The 17,575-nt window shown below is 66.1% G+C and carries 14 protein-coding genes and 1 pseudogene; 3 read left to right on the top strand and 12 right to left on the bottom strand.

The window, feature by feature from the left end; genetic code table 11:
• Genes coaD through V9K97_RS06060 form a run of 3 tightly spaced genes read right to left on the bottom strand, consistent with a single transcriptional unit; the run spans window position 1 to window position 1,879 of the window.
• Window positions 1-504, bottom strand: coding sequence for a pantetheine-phosphate adenylyltransferase (coaD, locus tag V9K97_RS06070; protein ID WP_258502244.1), 504 nt, complete (start codon window positions 502-504; stop codon window positions 1-3).
• 43 nt (window positions 505-547) lie between these two features.
• The gene (locus V9K97_RS06065; protein WP_337316992.1) at window positions 548-1,213 is read right to left on the bottom strand and encodes an RsmD family RNA methyltransferase; all 666 of its coding nucleotides are present in this window, start codon (window positions 1,211-1,213) and stop codon (window positions 548-550) included.
• Window positions 1,214-1,243: 30 nt separating this feature from the next.
• The gene (locus V9K97_RS06060) at window positions 1,244-1,879 is read right to left on the bottom strand and encodes a LysE/ArgO family amino acid transporter (protein WP_337298622.1); all 636 of its coding nucleotides are present in this window, start codon (window positions 1,877-1,879) and stop codon (window positions 1,244-1,246) included.
• Window positions 1,880-1,962: 83 nt separating this feature from the next.
• On the opposite strand from V9K97_RS06060, the gene V9K97_RS06055 reads away from it, so the two are divergent.
• The gene (locus V9K97_RS06055) at window positions 1,963-2,880 is read left to right on the top strand and encodes a LysR family transcriptional regulator ArgP (RefSeq protein WP_337316990.1); all 918 of its coding nucleotides are present in this window, start codon (window positions 1,963-1,965) and stop codon (window positions 2,878-2,880) included.
• A 12-nt stretch (window positions 2,881-2,892) separates the two neighbouring features.
• Here V9K97_RS06055 and V9K97_RS06050 read toward each other — a convergent pair whose 3' ends face one another.
• Both V9K97_RS06050 and V9K97_RS06045 read right to left on the bottom strand, forming a co-directional pair.
• Window positions 2,893-4,233 (bottom strand): M16 family metallopeptidase, encoded by a 1,341-nt coding sequence (locus V9K97_RS06050; protein WP_337316989.1) that lies wholly within the window; start codon window positions 4,231-4,233, stop codon window positions 2,893-2,895.
• Window positions 4,234-4,247: 14 nt separating this feature from the next.
• Window positions 4,248-5,723 (bottom strand): M16 family metallopeptidase, encoded by a 1,476-nt coding sequence (locus tag V9K97_RS06045; RefSeq protein ID WP_337316987.1) that lies wholly within the window; start codon window positions 5,721-5,723, stop codon window positions 4,248-4,250.
• Window positions 5,724-5,752: 29 nt separating this feature from the next.
• Here V9K97_RS06045 and ftsY point away from each other — a divergent pair, with 29 nt between their 5' ends.
• The gene (gene ftsY, locus V9K97_RS06040; protein ID WP_337316985.1) at window positions 5,753-7,042 is read left to right on the top strand and encodes a signal recognition particle-docking protein FtsY; all 1,290 of its coding nucleotides are present in this window, start codon (window positions 5,753-5,755) and stop codon (window positions 7,040-7,042) included.
• A 60-nt stretch (window positions 7,043-7,102) separates the two neighbouring features.
• Here the strand turns inward: ftsY and V9K97_RS06035 are convergent, their stop codons facing one another.
• The 3 genes from V9K97_RS06035 to V9K97_RS06025 form a co-directional block, all read right to left on the bottom strand.
• Window positions 7,103-8,116: a hypothetical protein gene (locus V9K97_RS06035; protein WP_337316984.1), complete on the bottom strand. Its 1,014-nt coding sequence runs from the start codon at window positions 8,114-8,116 to the stop codon at window positions 7,103-7,105.
• Window positions 8,117-8,194: 78 nt separating this feature from the next.
• On the bottom strand, window positions 8,195-9,958 hold the full coding sequence (locus tag V9K97_RS06030) for an ATP-binding response regulator (RefSeq protein WP_258502256.1): 1,764 nt from the start codon (window positions 9,956-9,958) through the stop codon (window positions 8,195-8,197).
• Window positions 9,959-9,969: 11 nt separating this feature from the next.
• Window positions 9,970-10,596, bottom strand: coding sequence for a response regulator transcription factor (locus V9K97_RS06025; protein WP_337316981.1), 627 nt, complete (start codon window positions 10,594-10,596; stop codon window positions 9,970-9,972).
• Between the two features lie 252 nt (window positions 10,597-10,848).
• Here V9K97_RS06025 and V9K97_RS06020 point away from each other — a divergent pair, with 252 nt between their 5' ends.
• On the top strand, window positions 10,849-11,313 hold the full coding sequence (locus tag V9K97_RS06020) for an Mpo1 family 2-hydroxy fatty acid dioxygenase (protein WP_337316979.1): 465 nt from the start codon (window positions 10,849-10,851) through the stop codon (window positions 11,311-11,313).
• A 302-nt stretch (window positions 11,314-11,615) separates the two neighbouring features.
• Here the strand turns inward: V9K97_RS06020 and V9K97_RS06015 are convergent, their stop codons facing one another.
• The 4 genes and pseudogenes from V9K97_RS06015 to V9K97_RS06005 all read right to left on the bottom strand — a co-directional run.
• Entirely contained in the window at window positions 11,616-14,405 is a 2,790-nt protein-coding gene (locus V9K97_RS06015) for an RHS repeat-associated core domain-containing protein (RefSeq protein WP_337316977.1), read from the bottom strand.
• A 786-nt stretch (window positions 14,406-15,191) separates the two neighbouring features.
• Window positions 15,192-15,449: pseudogene (locus V9K97_RS27275) on the bottom strand (DUF6531 domain-containing protein); the annotation flags it as partial.
• A gap of 591 nt (window positions 15,450-16,040) precedes the next feature.
• Window positions 16,041-16,298 carry a hypothetical protein gene (locus tag V9K97_RS06010; RefSeq protein WP_307699130.1) on the bottom strand — a complete coding sequence of 86 codons (258 nt, stop codon included), beginning with the start codon at window positions 16,296-16,298 and terminating at the stop codon, window positions 16,041-16,043.
• On the bottom strand, window positions 16,295-17,575 hold a 1,281-nt coding region (locus V9K97_RS06005; RefSeq protein WP_337316974.1), incomplete at its 5' end, for an RHS repeat-associated core domain-containing protein. The genes V9K97_RS06010 and V9K97_RS06005, both read right to left, overlap by 4 nt.

The raw sequence follows: 17,575 nt of genomic DNA, 5'->3' as shown, positions 1-17,575 counted from the left end.
CTATTCACGACCGAGGCTGCGCACCTTTGCGGCCAGATGCGTCTCCACATCGGGCGAAACGAACTTGTGGACCTCGCCGCCGAGCATGGCGATCTCGCGCACGAAGGTGCTCGAAATGAACTGGTATTTGTCGCTGGGCGTCAGGAACACGGTTTCCACATCGGGCATCAGCGATCGGTTCATGCCCGCCAGCTGAAACTCGTAGTCGAAGTCGGTCACGGCGCGCAGGCCGCGCACCATGGCCTTGCCGCCGCGCGCCACCACAAAGTCGCGCAGCAGGCCTGAAAAGCTCTCGACCGTGACCTGGTCGCTGTAGGGCTTCACGGCTTCGCGCGCCATTTCCATGCGTTCTTGCAAGGTGAACAGCGCTTTCTTGTGGTGACCCGCCGCAACCGCGACGATGACCTTCGAAAAAAGCTGGGTTGCACGCCGCACCACGTCCTCGTGACCGAGGGTGATGGGATCGAAAGTGCCGGGATAAACCGCGATCACGTTGCTGGCCATGGTTGCTTCTTCCTCATGCAGCCGGTGCGGCTTGTCCGGCGGATTATGCAGTCCCGTTTGCAACGTGCCGCAGCAGATGTGCATGCACGGCGCCTGCCTTCAGGTAACGAAATCCAACAAGGCCGAGAGCAGCAAGCTCTTCATCGGTCCAATGCTTCGGCGCCTCCAGGTAGATGGCGCCCCCGGCTTTCACGGCTCGTGACGCGGCACGCAGCGAAGGTTCGTAGAGGGCGGTGCTGTCAAACGGCGGGTCGAGAAAGACGGCATCCAGGCTCGCCGCGGCAACGCGTTCGAGCGCGGTGAGTCCGTTGCCGCGCTCGATGCGCACGGCCTCGGCCGAGAGCTTGGTCTTGGCGGCCTGCAGCTGTGCCACCAGCGCAGCGTCTTGTTCGCACAGCAGCACGCTCGCGGCGCCGCGCGAAGCGGCCTCCAGGCCCAAGGCGCCGGTGCCCGCGAATGCATCGACGCAATGCCAACCCGGCAACTCGCCGCCACCCGCGCCCGCGATGCTCGCAAGCCAGTTGAACAGCGTTTCCCGGACGCGGTCAGGCGTGGGGCGCAGGCCCGGCTTGTCGGCCACGGAAAGGCGGGTGCGCTTCCATTGGCCTCCGATGATGCGCACTTCACTCGGGCGCGATTTCGATCGGGACGGCGACTGCGATGAGGGCGAAGCGGGGCGCTTGGCGGCTGCGGCTTTCTTCTGGGGCATGCGGCAAGCTTAACGCCGCCGCATGCGACGCTAGATGCCGAGAAAGGCTCGCCGCGCGAGCAGAGCGGCAAGCACGAGCATCGTGCCGCCGATCAGCGCGTCGAGCACCTGCCACGCACGCGGACGCGCGAACACCGGCGCCAGCCACCGCGCCCCGAAGCCGAGCGCGGAGAACCACAGCGCGCTTGCCAGCGTCGCCCCCGCGACGAACCAGGCCTTGAGTGCGCCGCCGTACTGCGCGCCGGTGCTGCCGACGAGCAGCACGGTGTCCAGGTAGACATGCGGGTTCAGCAGCGTGAAGCCTGCCGCCTGCGCGAGCACGGCGGCGCGCGAAAGCGATGCGCCCTGGGCCGTAGCCTGCAGCGCACCCGCCTGCCGCGAACGCCACAGTGCGCGCAACCCATAAGCCCCCAGGAACAGCGCACCGAGCCCTGCGAGCGCCGTGGCCACGGCAGGCCGCCCTTGCAGCGCCTGCGCCATGCCGGCCACGCCTGCCGTGATCAGGAGCGCATCGCTCGCCGCGCAGAACAGCACCACGGCGCTCACATGCTCGCGCCGCAAGCCCTGGCGCAGCACATAGGCGTTCTGCGCGCCGATGGCGACGATGAGCACCAGGCTCATGAAGAGCCCGTTGGCGAAAGCGGTAGTGATTTGTTCGTTGGCCATGGTGCCAAGCTTGCCGTTGCGAGCCGATTAACTCAAACTAAACTTTCTAAGGCATATTCAGTTTTTCTAATTTCATACGCAACATGCTCGACTACGCCGCCCTGAACGCATTGGCCGCCGTGGTGCGCGAAGGCAGCTTCGAGCGCGCGGCGCGGGCCCTGAACGTCACGCCCTCGGCCGTCTCACAGCGCGTGAAGCTGCTCGAAGAGCGCACGGGGGGTGCCTTGCTGGTGCGCGGGCAGCCTTGCGTGCCCACCGAAGCAGGTCAGCAGCTTTGCCGCCACTTCGAACGCGTGGGCATGCTGGAGCACGAGCTGCGCGACGCGCTGCCCGCGCTCGGCATGGCCGGCAGCGGCGGCAACGAGCGCGAGCGGGTCACGGTGCGCGTGGCGGTCAACGCCGACAGCCTGGCCACCTGGTTCATGGCGGCCGCCGCGGCCTTTGCCAGGCAGGAAGAATCCGCCCTGCTCGACCTGACCGTGGACGACCAGGACCACACCGCCGAGCGCCTCCGCAGCGGCGCGGTGCTGGCGGCGGTCACGGCCCTGGCGCAGCCGGTGGCCGGCTGCAACAGCGAGGCGCTGGGCACCATGCACTACGTGGCGGCTGCGAGCCCCGAATTCATGCACCGGTACTTCGCCAAGGGCGTGGGTGCGCGCACATTGGGCGATGCGCCCAGCCTGGTATTCGACCGCAAGGACCGGCTGCAGGCGCGCTGGGTGCGGCGCATCTGCCACCGGAGCATCGAAACGCCCCGCCATTGGCTGCCCTCCGCCCACGGTTTTCTCGAGGCGGCGCGGGCCGGCATGGGCTGGGGCATGCTCCCCGTGAGCATGGCGGCCGATGCGATGCGCACGGGCGCGCTGGTAGAACTGGTGCCGGGCTCCGCGCTTCAGGTCCCGCTCTACTGGCAGCAGGCGCGCGCGGCGCCGCAACTCCTCGAACGCCTCAGGACGACGGTGCGCGGGGCCGCCGGCAGCGGCGCACACGCCTTGCGCTGAAGCGCCGCCCGCTCACTTGCCGCCCACCACGACGGTCACCATGCGTTCGGGCTGCAGCTTGCGCGCGAAGGCGGCGCGCACCTCGGCCGCGGTCACTGCGTTCATGCGCGCGGTCCAGGTATCGAGGTAGTCGAGCGGCAGGTCGTGCCACGCAATGTTGGCCACGTTGCCGATGAGCTTGCGGTTGCTGTCCATCAGGAGCGGGAAGCCGCCGATCAGGTTGTCCTTGGCGGCCTTGAGCTCGGCGGCGGTCGGGCCTTCGGCCACGAACTTGGCGAGCACTTCGCGGGATATCTTGACCGCCTCTTCGGCCTGGTCGGGCCGTGTCTGAAAGCCGATGCGGAATGCCCCGGCGTCAAGCCCCGGCGAAAAGCCGCTGTAGACGCTGTACGCCAGGCCGCGCTTCTCGCGCACTTCGTTGGTGAGCCGCGAAACGAAGCCGCCGCCACCCAGCACGTAGTTGCCTAGCGTGAGTGCGAAGTGGTCCGGGTCCTTGCGCGGATAGCCGGGCTGGCCGATGAAGACGTGGGCCTGCGCCGATGCGAACGGAATGCGCTCGTCCTTGGGCGCCGAAAGCGCGGTCACCGGTGCAATGGCCGGCAGCGGCGTGCAGGCCTCGGGGCCGGGCAAGCGCGAGAGCAGCGCGGTGGCCATGGCTTCTGCTTCGGCGCGGGTCACAGCACCGACGATGCTGAGCTTGGCGCGGCACGGCACGATGAGCTGCTGGTAGCGCTGCCGCATGGCCGCCGTGTCGATGCGTGCCAGCGTGGCTTCGGTCACTTCCTGGCCATACGGGTGGCTGCCATAGACGCTTTGCGAAAAGGCGCGGCCCGCGATGGTCGCCGGCTTGGTGTTGGCCTCCTTCAGCGACGCATTGATGCGTTCGCGTTCGCGCTGCCACACGTCGTCGGGAAAGGCCGGCTCGCCGATCTCGCGCGATGCCAGCGTCACCACCTTGGCCAGCAGCGCCGGGTCGGACAAGGTGCGCAGCGAATAGCTGGCGCGATCGGTTCCGGCGCTCGCGTTGAACTCGGCGCCCAGGTCGGCCCAGGCTTCGCCCAGCGCGTTTTCATCGAGCGCGGGCTCGCCGTTCTTGCCGGCGCGCACGCCCTTTTCGACCATGGTCGCGGTCACGCTGGCCAGGCCGGCTTGCGCCACCGGATCGCGCCGGCTGCCGGCGTCGAAGTCGATCTGCACATCGACGATGGGCAGCGCCTGGGTCGACACCAGGTAGATCCTGGCGCCGCTCGCGAGCGTCCAGTGTTCGATGGGAAGCGCGGCGTGTGCAGCGCCCGCCAGGGCGGCAGCAATGGCGACCAGCGCGGGACGGAGGATTTTTTTCATGGCAATCATGGAGGTCCGGCCCTTCAACGCATCTCGCCCGCGGGCGCTGCAAAGCCACGGCCGCGGGGCTTGGTCTCCGGCGGCAGGGGGCGCAAGGTGGCCACCGTGAGCTGGTCGTCTCCGAAGTATTTGGCGGCCACTGCCTGCACCTGCGCCGGGGTCACGGCCTGCAGCTTGGCGATGATGCGGGCGCTGGAGTCGAGCGGCAGCCCCTGCACCCAGTTGCTTCCGAGTTCGCGGGCCTGCGCCATCACCGAGTCGCGCTTGTAGGTTTCGCTGGCCACCCATTGCGTCTTGACGCGCGCGAGTTCGGCCTCGCCCACGCCTTCCTTCGCGATGCGCGCCACCTGGGCCCGCAACGCCGCCTCGACCGCCTCGGCGGTTTTTCCGTTCGCCGGCACGCCCACCAGCGTGAACAGCTGCGGCCCGCGGCCGGCCAGGCCCGAATAGGCACCGGCGGAATCGGCCACGCGATCGGGGCCCTGGGTCAGCGCACGATCAAGCCGCGCGCCGGTGTAGCCGTCGAGCACGGCCGACAGCACTTCGAGCGCCCACACGTCGCTGTCCGCATCGTCGATTTTTTCCAGCTGCGGAATGCGGAACGCAAGCGACACATAGGCCTGCTCCGCGGGTGCCTTGAACTCGATGCGGCGGATGCCGCGCTGCGCGGGCTCGATGCGCGGCTTGCGCGGGGGCACGGCGCGCGCGGGAATGCTGCCGTAGTACTTCTCGGCCAGCGCGCGCACCTTGGCCACGTCCACATCGCCGACCACCACCACGGCGGCGTTGGCGGGCACGTACCAGCGCCGGAAGAATTCGCGCGCATCGTCGGGCGTCATCGCATCGAGGTCGCTCATCCAACCGACCACGGGGCGGTGGTAGGGCGATGCCATGAAGATCGCGGCGTTCTGCTGTTCGCCCAGCAATGCGCGCGGCTGGTCTTCGGTGCGCATGCGGCGCTCTTCCTTGACCACTTCGATCTCGCGCTTGAACTCGTCGTCGGACCACTGGTTGTTGGCAAAGCGGTCCGACTCGAGCTTCATGACCTGCTCGAGGCTGGCCACCGGAATCTGCTGGTAGTAGCCGGTGAAGTCGCGCGAGGTGAACGCGTTTTCCTGGCCGCCCAGGGCCGCCACGCGGCGCGAGAACTCGCCCGGCTTGATGGTCTTGGTGCCCTTGAACATCATGTGCTCGAGCACGTGGGCCACGCCCGAGGTGCCGTCGACCTCGTCGACGGAGCCCACGCGCACCCAGACCATCTGCACCGCGGTGGGCGCGCGCCTGTCGGGCAGCACCAGCAGCGTCATGCCGTTGGCAAGGGTGAACTGCTGGGGCGCGGGTGCCGCGGCGGCAGCGGCCGGTGAAACGGGAGTGGAAGAACCGGCAGAGGCGGCAGAAGCCGGTGTGGGCTGGGCCGGTACAGGCGCGGCCCATAGCGCGGAAAGCGCCATTGCCAGCACCGCACCAGACGCAGCACGGCGTGGCGAGGGGTGTTTCATAGAATGGGTCGGATTGTAAAAAGCTCCCGATGTTCAGTTTCTTCAAGAAAAAACCACCCGCCGAAGCTCCGGCCGCACCGGCGCTCGCCCCGGCCGCTGAACCGGCACCGGCGCCGGCACCCGAGCCTGCCCCGGCGCGCTCGGTGTTCTCACCGTCGAGCTGGTTCGGCTCCAAGCCTGCCGCGGAGGAGACCGCGCCTGCGCCGGCGATTGCACCCTCGCCCGCGCCATCGCCATCGCCTTCGCCCGCTCCCGCGCCTGCACCTGCCACGCCGCCCGCCGCACCTCCTCCTCCCTCGGTGCCCGTCGCCGCTCCACCCGCGGCACCAATGCCTGCACCGGCGCCGGTTCCGGCACCTGCCCCTGTCGAGCCTCCCGCGCCGCTGCCCGTGCCCGCCGCCGAAACGGCGATGCCCGCCGAGCGCAAGGGCTGGTTCGACAAGCTGAAAACCGGCCTGCGCAAGACGGGCACCGGCATCCAGGCGGTGTTCGTCAATGCGCAGATCGACGAGGCGCTTTATGAAGAGCTCGAATCGGCGCTGCTGATGGCCGACGCTGGCGTGAAGGCCACCGAGTTCCTGCTCGACGACCTGCGCGGCCGCGTCAAGCGCCAGATGGCCACCGACGCCACGCAGGTGAAGAAGCTGCTGGCCGATGCCATTGCAGACCTGCTCCGGCCGCTCGAGAAGCCGCTGGTCATCGGCCAGTTCTCGCCGACGGTGATCATGGTGGCCGGCGTCAACGGCGCGGGCAAGACCACATCCATCGGCAAGCTCACCAAGCACCTGGCCAACGAAGGCGCCTCGGTGCTGCTTGCGGCGGCCGACACCTTCCGGGCGGCGGCGCGCGAGCAGCTGCTGGTCTGGGCCGACCGCAACACGGTCGAGATCGTGAGCCAGGAAGGCGGCGACCCCTCGGCCGTGAGCTTCGACGCGGTGACGGCCGGCAAGGCACGCGGCAAGGACGTGGTGCTGGTCGACACCGCAGGCCGGTTGCCCACGCAATTGCACCTGATGGACGAGCTCAAGAAGATCAAGCGCGTGGTCACCAAGGCCGACGCCACGGCCCCGCACGAAGTGCTGCTGGTGATCGACGGCAACACCGGGCAGAACGCCCTGGCGCAGGTCAGGGCCTTCGACGAGACCCTGGGCCTCACCGGCCTGGTGGTGACCAAGCTCGACGGCACTGCCAAGGGCGGCGTGCTCTGCGCCATTGCGCGCGAGCGGCCGATTCCGGTTTATTTCATCGGCGTGGGCGAGAAGCTGGAAGACCTCGAGACCTTCAACGCACGCGAGTTCGCGCAGGCGCTGCTGGGCTGAAGTGCGACCAGCAGCGCCCGCTGCCGCTCAGAAGGCGCTCAGAAGGCGCTTAGAAGCCGCTTAGAAGCCGAACAGCGAGCGGGTATCGCAGAGAAAACCGGTGCAGTTGGCCGGCCGGATGTAGAGCGTCCTGATCTGGCCGCTCGGCAGCCCGTAGTCGCCCACCAGCGCATTGCCCTTGGCGCCCTCGGCGTTCGCCTGCACGATGTAGTCCGCGCTGTTGCCCGCGGGTTGCAGGTTCAGGTAGCTGAACGTGGCCGACTGCGACAGGTCTTTCTCGTAGAGCAGCCTGATGCCATCCGAAAAGACATAGCCCGTCTTGAACCGGAAGCCGCGGGCGCCCTGGGACTCGAGCTGCGCCAGGAAATCGGCGTCGCTGCCGGGCTGGCCCAGCGCCTCGTAGCCATAGGTTGCACTGCCTTGCGAGTCCTTCTGGTACACCAGCACCGTCGTCCCGCCGACCATGTAGGCCCCGGCGACGCTGAAGTAGCCGTTGCCGCCCTGTGCGTTGGCCTGTGCCAGGTAGCCGGCGCTGTCGGCAGGCGCCGTCAGCACGGAATAGGCGTAGGTCGACGACGAGCTGTTGTCCTTTCGATAGAGCGCGCGGATCTGGCCGCCGACCATGTACGGCCCGCCCCACTTGAAGCCCCTGGCGCCCTGGGCGCTGAGCTGCGCCTGCAGGTCGCCCACCGAAGCGGTATCGGGCAGCAGTTCGAAGGTGTAGGTGGTCTGGGCATCCTTCACGTAAGCCTCGACGACTTCCGTGCTCGTCGGGCCCGTGGTGAAGGCAAGGCCGCTGAAGAAGCGAAAGGCTCTCGCGCCCTGCGCATTCAACCGGTCGAGAAACGCCGATGCGTCGGCGGAGGGGGCCAAGGCCTCGTACATGAAAGTGCGCGTGGCGGGAACCGGGGCCGGAGCGGGCGGCGGTGGGGCGGGTGGCGGTGGAGCGGGGGGGGCGGGTGCGGGCGCCGGTACCACCGGCAAGCCGGCGAAGCCACCGCCGCCGCCACCACCTCCTCCACCGCAGGCCGCCAGAGTTGCGGCGAGCGCCGATATCAATAGTTTTGCGTGCATGAAATCACTCCCTGAGAGCATTGATGTGTGAGACCGCCAAAGGTAAATCGCGCCTCACCCGCACACCAGTGCCAAAGGTCATGTCGCGCCGGTGGGCGCGAGTTCGCTCAGGGTTCGAAACAGCTTGCCGGCATCGACCGGCTTGAACAGCACCGCCACGCCCGACGCCCGGACGCGCTGCAAGCGTTCGGGCGCGGTTTCGCCGGTGACCAGCAGCAGCGGCATGTCGGTACCCGGGCGCCGGCGAAGGCGCTGGCCGGCGTCGAGCCCGTCATTGCCCTCGGCCAGGCGGTAGTCGCACACCAGCAGGTCGAAGGGCCGAGCCTCGCCTTCCGCCCGCGCAAGGGCTTTTTCCGCCTGCGCCTCGTCGGCCACGGCCTCCACCTCGATGGACCAGGAGCGCAGCAACTCGCCCATGGCCTCCCGGATTTCCGCCTCGTCGTCGACCAGCAGCACGCGCTCGGGCAGTGCCTGAGCCCCTGCGGCGCGCTGCCGGTGAGCCTCGGCGCCCTGAAGGGTGGAGGCCGCCAGCGGCGCGGCGGCGGGCAGCACCACGCGAAAGTGGGTGCCCCGCCCCGGGCGCGAGTGCACCTGCAGCGGATGGTCCAGCAGGCGCGACAGGCGCTGCACGATCGACAGGCCGATACCCAGCCCCTGCGACCGGTCCCGGCCCGGGTTGCCGACCTGGTAGAACTCTTCGAAGATGCGGCCGATCTGCTCGGGCGCGATGCCGACGCCGGTGTCGCGCACTTCGATCCATACGGCATCGCCGCGCGCCCGCGCCCTCACGGTCACGCCGCCGCTCACCGTGTACTTGAGCGCGTTGTCGATCAGGTTGGAGAGCATGCGGTGCAGCAGTTGCGGATCGCTGCGCACCCACAATCCGCTCGCGCGCACGCGCAGCTGCAGTTCCTTCTGTTCGGCCTGCGGCGAAAACATGTGGTTGAGCGGCAGGAACAAGGCGTCGAGCTGCACTGCCCGGATCTCCGGCGTGACCACACCCGCATCGAGCCGCGAAACATCGAGCATGGTGTCGAGCGAGGTGCCCAGTGCGTTCACCGCGCGCATCAGGCGCTCCGCATGAGCACCTTCGGGACGGCCGCGCAATTCGTTTTCGAGCGCGGCACCGAACAGCGCAATGGCATGCAGCGGCTGCCGCAGGTCATGGCTGGCGCTGGCAAGGAAGCGGGTCTTTTCTTCGCTGGCACGCTCGGTGGCGGCGATCTGCTCTTCCAGCCGCACGGCCAGTGCTTCCTTTTCGAAGCGCAGGGCCAGCGAATCCGCCAGCAGCTGGTGTTCCTGCACGCCCACGCGCAGCATCAGGACGAGATAGATCGCAGCAAAGGCGGCAAGAAAGAGATGGATGGAATCGCCCTGCCATGCGAGCGCGACGATCAGCCCGCCCATCATCGGCAGCGTGTGGCCGAACAGCGCCGCCTTCAACGGCCGGAGCGACTGCACGGCGCGCGCGCAGTTGCCCATCATCACGACCATCAGCGCGGCGGTGACCGGCAAGTTGCCGGCGGGCACGAAGATCCATGGCGCGAGCGCATCGGCAAACCCGAGCAGCGTCACGATGCGGGTGATCTTGCGGGCCCACCAGGCGCTTTCCGCCGCCGGCACCGACGGGTTCCATCGCGGCGTGAAATACATGCCCAGGTACAGCGCCAGGTGCAGCACGACGAACGGCAGCACCATGGGATCGCCCAGCTGCAGGTACATGAACCCGCCGAGCACCAGAACGAAAACCAGGCGAGCCAGGAACGTCGCCTTGTAGTTGAAATACACCGACGCCACGTGCTCGCGCAGCACCCGCTGGCTCAGAGGTGTGTCGGCGGCCATGTGCGGCGGGCTCAACGCAGGCTGCTGATCAATTGCGCACGCGAGCGCACGCCGAACAGCAGCAGGATGGTCGATACATGGTTTTTCACCGTGCCTTCGCTCAGGTTCGCTATCTGGGCGATTTCCTTGTTCGCCTTGCCTTCGAGCACCCACTGCAGCACCTGCATCTGGCGCGGGGTGAGTTCCTGCCAGGCGCTGGCCTGGGCCGTTTCGGCGTAGCCGCCGAGCGTCTTCATGGCGGGAGGAGGCGCTATTGGCCCTGCACCAGCGTCGAGCAGGCCGCAGGCGCGGATAAAGCCCACCACCTCTTTCAGATCCGCCGACTTGGGGAGGAAGGCGCTCGCACCCAGGGCCACCGCACCTTGGGCCAGGGAGGTGTTGCCTGTGCCAGAAAGCACGACGATGCGGGCCGCCGGGTAGCGCAGGCGAAATTCGGCCAGGCCGCTGAGGCCATGGGTGTCGGGCAGCGCCAGGTCCAGCAGCACCAGGCCAATGGAGTCCCGATGCTCTTCGTAGAGCGCCAGCGCATCGGCCACTTTGCCCGCCTCGAACACCTCGATGCTGGCGCCGGAAGAAGCGGCCTGTGCCTGAACCAGCGCGCGCACGCCGAGCCGCAGCAGATCGTGGTCGTCCACCACCAGGATGGCGGTAGGCGGGCGGGCGGGGACGGGTTCCGCGATTAAAGGCGTCGGAGGGGATGAAGATTCGAGCGGAAGAGCCACGCGGCCGATCTTAGCGACGGCCCGAACGCGCAACAGTGCCCTAAGTCATGGCCCACGGTTGAGGTGACGCGAAGGCATTGCTACTTTTTTTATAGCACTTGCCATCGCTTGGCCGCGGAGGCACCATGGAGGTACCTCGCCGTACCGAGCGACGCTTTGGAGACAAACATGATGCACACCGCCGATGCCCCTGCCGCGGCGGGCGACCGCAAGGTCGACCGGCTGCTTGCCCACTATGGCGAAAGCCATCGCCACCCCACCAACGAGATGATTCACTTCGTCGCGATCCCGGCCATCATGCTGAGCATCATCGGCCTGCTGTATGCGCTGCATCCCTGGGTGGCGTACGGCTTCGTGGCGGCGAGCCTCGTCTACTACGCCACCCTGCGTTCGGCCGCCTTCCTGATCACCATGCTGGCCGGAACGGCCCTGGTGCTGGCGGCGGTCCAGGCCATGGGCGTCCTTGTGCTGCCGATTTCCGCCGCCATCTTTGTAGTGGCATGGATCTTCCAGTTCGTCGGCCACAAGATCGAAGGCAGGAAACCTTCGTTCTTCGAAGACATCCAATACCTGTGGGTGGGGCCGCTGTTCGTACTCTCGAGGCTTTTTTTGCGCCTGGGTATCCGCTGGTAAGCCCCGGGTCGGACGCCGCCTCGGGCCGCGCCGCCCTCTTGCCGACTGTCGGTTCTCATTGCCCCTTGAATCTGACGTCAAATCAGATCAACGACTTGCGCAACTCCCGCCGCATGAGTTTTGAACTCGTGAATCGTTGACTTCTGAATTTCGCCCCATTCTGATCAGTGGGGATTGAATCTTGGCTTTTTAAAAACGACGGGCCCTTAATCATTTCGCGGTGTTGGTCGCCGGCAGTCCTCGCCGCAACTGACAACACCAAGATCGTGCGGATCAGTCATCCTCATCCGCGCGCTCGCCCATCAACAGCGTGATTCGATACCCGTTTTGCTGAACAAGCACCTCTTCCCAAAGCTCCCAACTGTGGACGTCTCGGTCCCCAAGCCACCAGTGGGGATCACTCTCCTCCTGGTCGGAAACATCCCCATCGTCTCCGACGAACGTTCGCGCAAGTGAATCCCGAAAAAGGTCCTGACCTCGACGCGGTTCGAGCCACGGGAAATCGCCACCTCTGACCGAGTAGAGGAGCTTTCCTTCTGCGATGCAGGAGATTCTTGCAGCGCTCGCGTCATCCCCTTTGCGTCCACATACCCGAACCTGTTCCACCCACCATCCAGGCCGATCGGATCTGGCTGGCTGTACCGCCCCGTCCTCGCGTCATAGCTCCTGAAGTAGTTGTAGAACAGCCCCGACTCCTCATCCGCATACTGCCCCGGATACCTCAGGTTGAACTTCACCTCGGAGATGCTGGTGGTGCCCGGGTTCGGTGTGGTGTCGAGGTTGGCGAACCGGTGCTTCGCAATCGTCGGCTTGTCCTCCCCGAACGCGCTGTAGCTCCACTGCCAGACAGGCTGGCCGTCTGCGTTGCTGAGTTTGCGCGGGGTGTTCAGGTGGTCGCTGTGCACTGCATAGGTATTGCCGTTGATGACAGCCGCGATCGGCATCGGCCCGTTCGCCGTCGGCAGGTAGATGTAGCTGGCCTGGCCCGCGCTGTTCGCCCCGCCGCTGCCGGCCTCCGAGATCAGCGTGCCGTTCTCGTCGTAGACATACGCATAGCCCAGCTGCTCGGCCTGGTTGGTGGTCGGGTTCCACAGCTTCGTGAAGAACGCGATCAGGCTCTGCATGAAGCCCGGGTCGGCTTCATCGCCCTGGCCCGGCGGGTACAGCGGCTCGGTCTTGAACACGCGCTGGCCCAGCGCGTTGTGCGCGTAGCGCGTGGTCGGGCTCACGTCGGTGGCGCCGGTGGTCGCCGCGGCCAGGCGGCCTTCGGCGTCGTAGGTGTAGCTCCTGAGCCCGTCGCTCACGAGGTCGCCGTTGGCGTTGTAGCCGTAGGTGACGCTGGTGCTGCTGGCGCCGTTGATGCTCTGGGTGAAGCCGGTCAGGCGGTTGCTGGTGGCGCCCACGGTGTAGCTGCGGCTGGTGCTTTGGGTTCCGAGCACCCGGGTGCTGCTGGATCGGTTGCCGTTGGCGTCGTAGCCGAAGCCGGCGGTGCTGCCTGTGGCGTTGAAGCCGGTGATGCGGCCGACCGCGTTGTAGCCCACGGTCCAGGTGATGTCGCTGGCGCCGATGGTGCTGTGGGTGGGGTCGGTGTCGCCCGGTGCGTAGAGGGTCTGCGTCAGGCTGGTGATGCGGCCTGCGGCGTCGTAGACGTAGCTGCTGAACTCCGTGCTGGTCATGCGGCCCGCGGTGTCGTAGCTGCGGCTGGCTGCGAGACTGGGGGAAGCAAAGGCCCAGGTCCACACGGTGGGCTGTCCCAGCGGATTCCAGGCGATGCCGGTGACCAGCGGATTGCCGTTCAGGCTCAGGCCCGTGAGGCGGCCGGTGCTGTCATAGCTGTGGGTGAGCAGCCCGCCGCCGTGGGGGTAGCCGATGCTCGCGAGGGTGCCGTTGGGGTTGTAGCTGTAGCTGACCTGCTGCACGCTGCCGTTGGCCAGGGTCTGCTTCTTCAGCGTCACGCGGCCGAAGCCGTCGCGAGCGTACTCGGTGGTGCCGCTGCGGTCGACGATCTCCGACAGGTAGCCCTTGCTGTTGGCGCTCAGGTCGTAGCGCAGGGTGGTGGTCTTGCCGTCGGCGAAGACCAAGTTGGTGGGGCGGCCCAAGGCGTCGCGGGTGATGATGGTGGCCTGGCCGAGGGCGTCGGTGATCTGGGTCGGCAGGCCCAGGGCGTCGTACTGGGTGCTGGCGGGGCCGGTGTCGGCACTGCTCTCCGCCGTCGCGTTGCCTTGGGCGTCGCGCGCGTAGGTGGTGGCCACGCCCTTGAAGTCCTTGGCTTCGGTGACGGCATCGAGGGCGTTGTACTGAAGGGTGGCGGCAGCGCCCGCAGCGTTGGTGATGGATTTGATCCTGCGCAGGCCGTCCAACCCATACTGCGTGCTCTGGTTGAGACCGTTGGTCGCGCGTATGAGTTCGCCGTTGGTGTCGTAGCTGAAATAGCCGCTCTGGTTGGGGCCTTCGGTTCTGGCAGTTGGCCGGTTGATGTTGTTGATGGTGCGAACGGCGTTCCAGGCGACATTGCCGGCGCTGTCCTTGATCTGCTCGGCGGTGCGGTTGCCCATGCCGTCCAGGGTGTAGAGCCCGCTCTCGCCGCGGTTGTTGCTCCAGCCGGTGAGGCGGTGGGCGGCGTCGTAACTGTAGGTGAGGACCAAGCCGGTGGGCAGCGTGATCGATTCAACGCTGCCGTAGGGCTTGTAGGTTAGGACCGTGGTCTGACCGCCGACGGTCTGGGTCAGCAGGCGGTCGCGTGGGTCGTAGGTGTAGCTGGTGGCCAGGCCGTTGGGGCCCGTTGAGCTCGCGACGCGGTTGGCGTCGTCGTAGGTGTAGCTGGTGACGTGCCCGAGGGCGTTGGTGGCCGTGAGGACGTTGCCTCGGGGGTCGTAGGTGTAGCTGGCGACGGCGCCGTTGGGCTCGGTGGCGGTGGCCACCAGCTGCCGGGCGTTGTAGGCCCATTGCCAGAGCTGGGCGGTATTGCTGGTGGTGTCGGTGACGGTCCTGGACAGCGTGTTGCCCAAGGTGTCGTAGGTGTAGGCGGTGGTGCGGCCTGTCTCAGTCACCAGCGTGGGCAGCGAGAAGGTTGGGTGCCACTGGGTGGTCACCGTCTGGGCTTCGGGGGTCCCGGAGGCTCGGGTGACTGAGGTGGGCAAGCGGCGGGCCACGTCCCAAGAGGTCGTCGTGATGATGCCCTTGAAGTCCGTCTCTGACGTAATCAGGCCATTGGCGTCCTGAACTCGGGTCGCGGCGTCATGTCCACCGGTACCTGAAGGCAGGGAACCCGATGCGACCGAGAGTTGGCCCTTGACGGTGCTGTAGCTGTACGTGCGCGACGTCCCCAAGGGATCGACGACAGTCGTAACGCTCGCCTGGTAGTTGACCTGGTGGCTGTCCGCACCGCTGGCCAGCACCGAACTGGTGGCTCGCCCTTTGGCGTCATAGCCAAAAGTTCCCCAGCGAGCGCCAGTTTCATCGAGGATGCCTGTCAGGGCCTGGCCGTATGTGGCGTTCTCGTAGAGAAAGGTGCGGGCCTTGCCGTCGGAATAGGTGACTGAAGAGAGTCGACCCGCGCCGTCGTATGCGTAGCCTATCGTCCGGCCATCCGGCGTGCCGACGGAACTGAGGCGGCCAGCAACGTAGGTGAAGACAAGGGTACGGCCAAAAGCATTGGTGACGCTGGCGATTTGGCCAGATCCGTTGTACGTGTAGCTGTGCGTCCACCCGTTGGAGGCGACTGTCGTTTGCAGTTGGCCGTTGGCGGCAAAGTTGTAGGTGGTGTCGCCGTCCGCGCGGCGCCAGACCCAGGCGCCGTCGGCGGCCTGCGTCAGGGTATCGGCGCTGTCGCTGGCGCTCCACCCTGCACTGGTAGAAGGCCGCGAGAAGGTGCGTGCATGGCCTTCGGGCAAGGTGATGGCGACCGTCAGCGGCGCGGCGACGGGGATAGCGCTCAGACCAACGCTGTAGCTATGGGCCCAGACTTGGCCCAGACTGGAACTCAGCCTCGCGTCGTCGGTAACCCAGTTGCTGCGGTACGTCCGCGTGAAGGACAAGGCATCGGGGCCTTGGCCGGTCCAATCGGTTTCGCTACGGTATTTTTCTGCGGTCGCGGGCAAGATCGGATGCGTTGTGCTCTCCCCCGGCCTGCACATGTTGGGAGGCTGGGATACCGGTGCTTGTTTGCAAGAGGTATGGGTTTCGTCCTCCACAAATCCTGGGGAATTGCATTGACAGCTTCCGCTGGACACTAAGGTACTAGTCACAGCAGGGCACCACTCACGTGCCACCCGAAATCCGATGCCACCAACCCAGATCAATCCATCAGAGGTGCGCTGAGCGTCATAAGAACAATTCAAGCCATTCGCCGACTCCCGATAGTTACCCAAGATTGTCCAGTTGGCCGGATAGTCGGAATAGAGCCCTCGCATTTGCTTTTCAGCAGCAGCAGGACCAAGTTCCAGGCATGCGGCCATCTTGGTCGGAAATTCTCCCGGTTGCGCAAATAGCGACCATGACTTCTGGGACGGGACATACGCTACGTCGTACTCCTCGAGGTCATCCACCTCCTGGCCAACACTGAAGTTCAGCCTCGACGCCAGTTCTAGCAAGCTTGTCTGGATCGTCGCGACATGAGCAACGTTGAAGCTGAACAAGGCAGGATCGGCTGGCGAAACTGAAGAGGTTGTCACGGACTGTCCTGGGAATGGTTGCACGCAGATCTTCCACCGTCCTAAGCTGTTTATTCAGCGATCTTTTCTTCCGAAGATTGCGAACTCAAGGACTAGCACCGCGATGAGGCCTCCGAGCCAATACGGAAAGCGAAAAAAAGCGAAAGCTGCGGTCTGGAAGATAAGACCCCTCGCATAGGCTTCATCAGTCTGCGGCGACGTGCCCTCAACCACGAACCAGGCAAGATGGCAGACAACCGCGACAACCCACAGGCTCAGCGTCCACCAATAAATTTCCTGCGGCTTTCGCCTCGCTCGGAAGTTTGGGTTCATGGCACATTCGGCGGATTGAATCGTCCAAGGGCCTCGCTCAATCCTGGAGGGATAGGGCCTCCCTTTGGAATGTAGTAATTTTGCGCGCCCGGTGCTCGCATCGCATCACGCGCCACGCCCCCAGGAAAGGGCGACATGTTTGTCGGCACTCCAGCTGCCCGCAAAGCCGAATCGGTACGTACGGCACAGTTGTCAAGTAATCCGACGCAGTTCCTGCAGCCATTGCGGGCCAAGTTGTCCAACGCACCTTGATCTTGGGCAGGCGTGCGAGGGATGAGTGTGACTTGTTGGTCGCGAAACTTGCTCTGCCCCTCGAGGTATTCCCGCGGTGAACCGCCGAGGGGGGTATTGTTGCCATAGCTATACATTCCCGCGCCGCTGACACCCAGAGCGGTGTGCCCGAATGGATTGGTACTCTCGCGGCGTCCGCCGGTCACCGCAAGTAAGTCAAGCCCAGTTGGATCAAGGTAGCTCAACGGATTGGAATCCACATACCCGAACCTGTTCCACCCACCATCCAGGCCGATCGGATCCGGCTGGCTGTAGCGCCCAGTCCGACTGTCGTAGCTGCGGAAGTAGTTGTAGAACAGTCCACTCTCCTCATCCGCATACTGCCCCGGATACCTCAGGTTGAACTTCACCTCGGAGATGCTCGTCGTGCCCGGGTTGGGTGTGGTGTCGAGGTTCGCGAACCGATTCTTCGCAACCGTCGGCTTGTCCTCCCCGAACGCGCTATAGCTCCACTGCCAGACGGCTTGCCCGTTGTCGTTGCTGAGTTTGCGCGGCGTGTTCAGGTGGTCGCTGTGCACCGCATAGGTGGCGCCGTTGATCACGGCCGCAATCGGCATCGGCCCGTTCGCCGTCGGCAGGTAGATGTAGCTGGCCTGACCCGCACTGTTCGCCCCGCCGCTGCCGGCCTCCGAGATCAGCGTGCCTTTCTCGTCGTAGACATAGGCATAGCCCAACTGCTCGGCCTGGTTGGCTGTCGGGTTCCACAGCTTCGTGAAGAACGCGATCAGGCTCTGCATGAAGCCCGGGTCGGCTTCGTCGCCCTGGCCCGGCGGGTACAGCGGCTCGGTCTTGAAGACCCGCTGGCCCAGCGCGTTGTGCGCGTAGCGCGTGGTCGGGCTCACGTCGGTGGCACCGGTGGTGGAAGCCGCCAGGCGGCCCTCGGCGTCGTAGGCGTAGCTCCTGAGGCCGTCGCTCACGAGGTCGCCGTTGGCGTTGTAGCCGTAGGTGACGCTGGTGCTGCTGGCGCCGTTGATGCTCTGGGTGAA

This window comes from Variovorax sp. CCNWLW186, assembly GCF_037203865.1.
Lineage (GTDB): Bacteria > Pseudomonadota > Gammaproteobacteria > Burkholderiales > Burkholderiaceae_C > Variovorax.
The sequence above is the reverse complement of the archived record's forward strand: the minus strand, read 5'-3'. Positions and strand labels throughout refer to the sequence as shown.

Coding starts and splice junctions, on each gene's coding strand:
- V9K97_RS06055 (WP_337316990.1), top strand. CDS start 1,963: ATGCTCGACTACGCCGCCCTGAACGCATTGGCCGCCGTGGTGCGCGAA.
- V9K97_RS06030 (WP_258502256.1), bottom strand. CDS start 9,958: ATGGCCGCCGACACACCTCTGAGCCAGCGGGTGCTGCGCGAGCACGTG.
- V9K97_RS06010 (WP_307699130.1), bottom strand. CDS start 16,298: ATGAACCCAAACTTCCGAGCGAGGCGAAAGCCGCAGGAAATTTATTGG.
- V9K97_RS06035 (WP_337316984.1), bottom strand. CDS start 8,116: ATGCACGCAAAACTATTGATATCGGCGCTCGCCGCAACTCTGGCGGCC.
- V9K97_RS06045 (WP_337316987.1), bottom strand. CDS start 5,723: ATGAAACACCCCTCGCCACGCCGTGCTGCGTCTGGTGCGGTGCTGGCA.
- coaD (WP_258502244.1), bottom strand. CDS start 504: ATGGCCAGCAACGTGATCGCGGTTTATCCCGGCACTTTCGATCCCATC.
- ftsY (WP_337316985.1), top strand. CDS start 5,753: ATGTTCAGTTTCTTCAAGAAAAAACCACCCGCCGAAGCTCCGGCCGCA.
- V9K97_RS06050 (WP_337316989.1), bottom strand. CDS start 4,233: ATGATTGCCATGAAAAAAATCCTCCGTCCCGCGCTGGTCGCCATTGCT.
- V9K97_RS06060 (WP_337298622.1), bottom strand. CDS start 1,879: ATGGCCAACGAACAAATCACTACCGCTTTCGCCAACGGGCTCTTCATG.
- V9K97_RS06020 (WP_337316979.1), top strand. CDS start 10,849: ATGATGCACACCGCCGATGCCCCTGCCGCGGCGGGCGACCGCAAGGTC.
- V9K97_RS06065 (WP_337316992.1), bottom strand. CDS start 1,213: ATGCCCCAGAAGAAAGCCGCAGCCGCCAAGCGCCCCGCTTCGCCCTCA.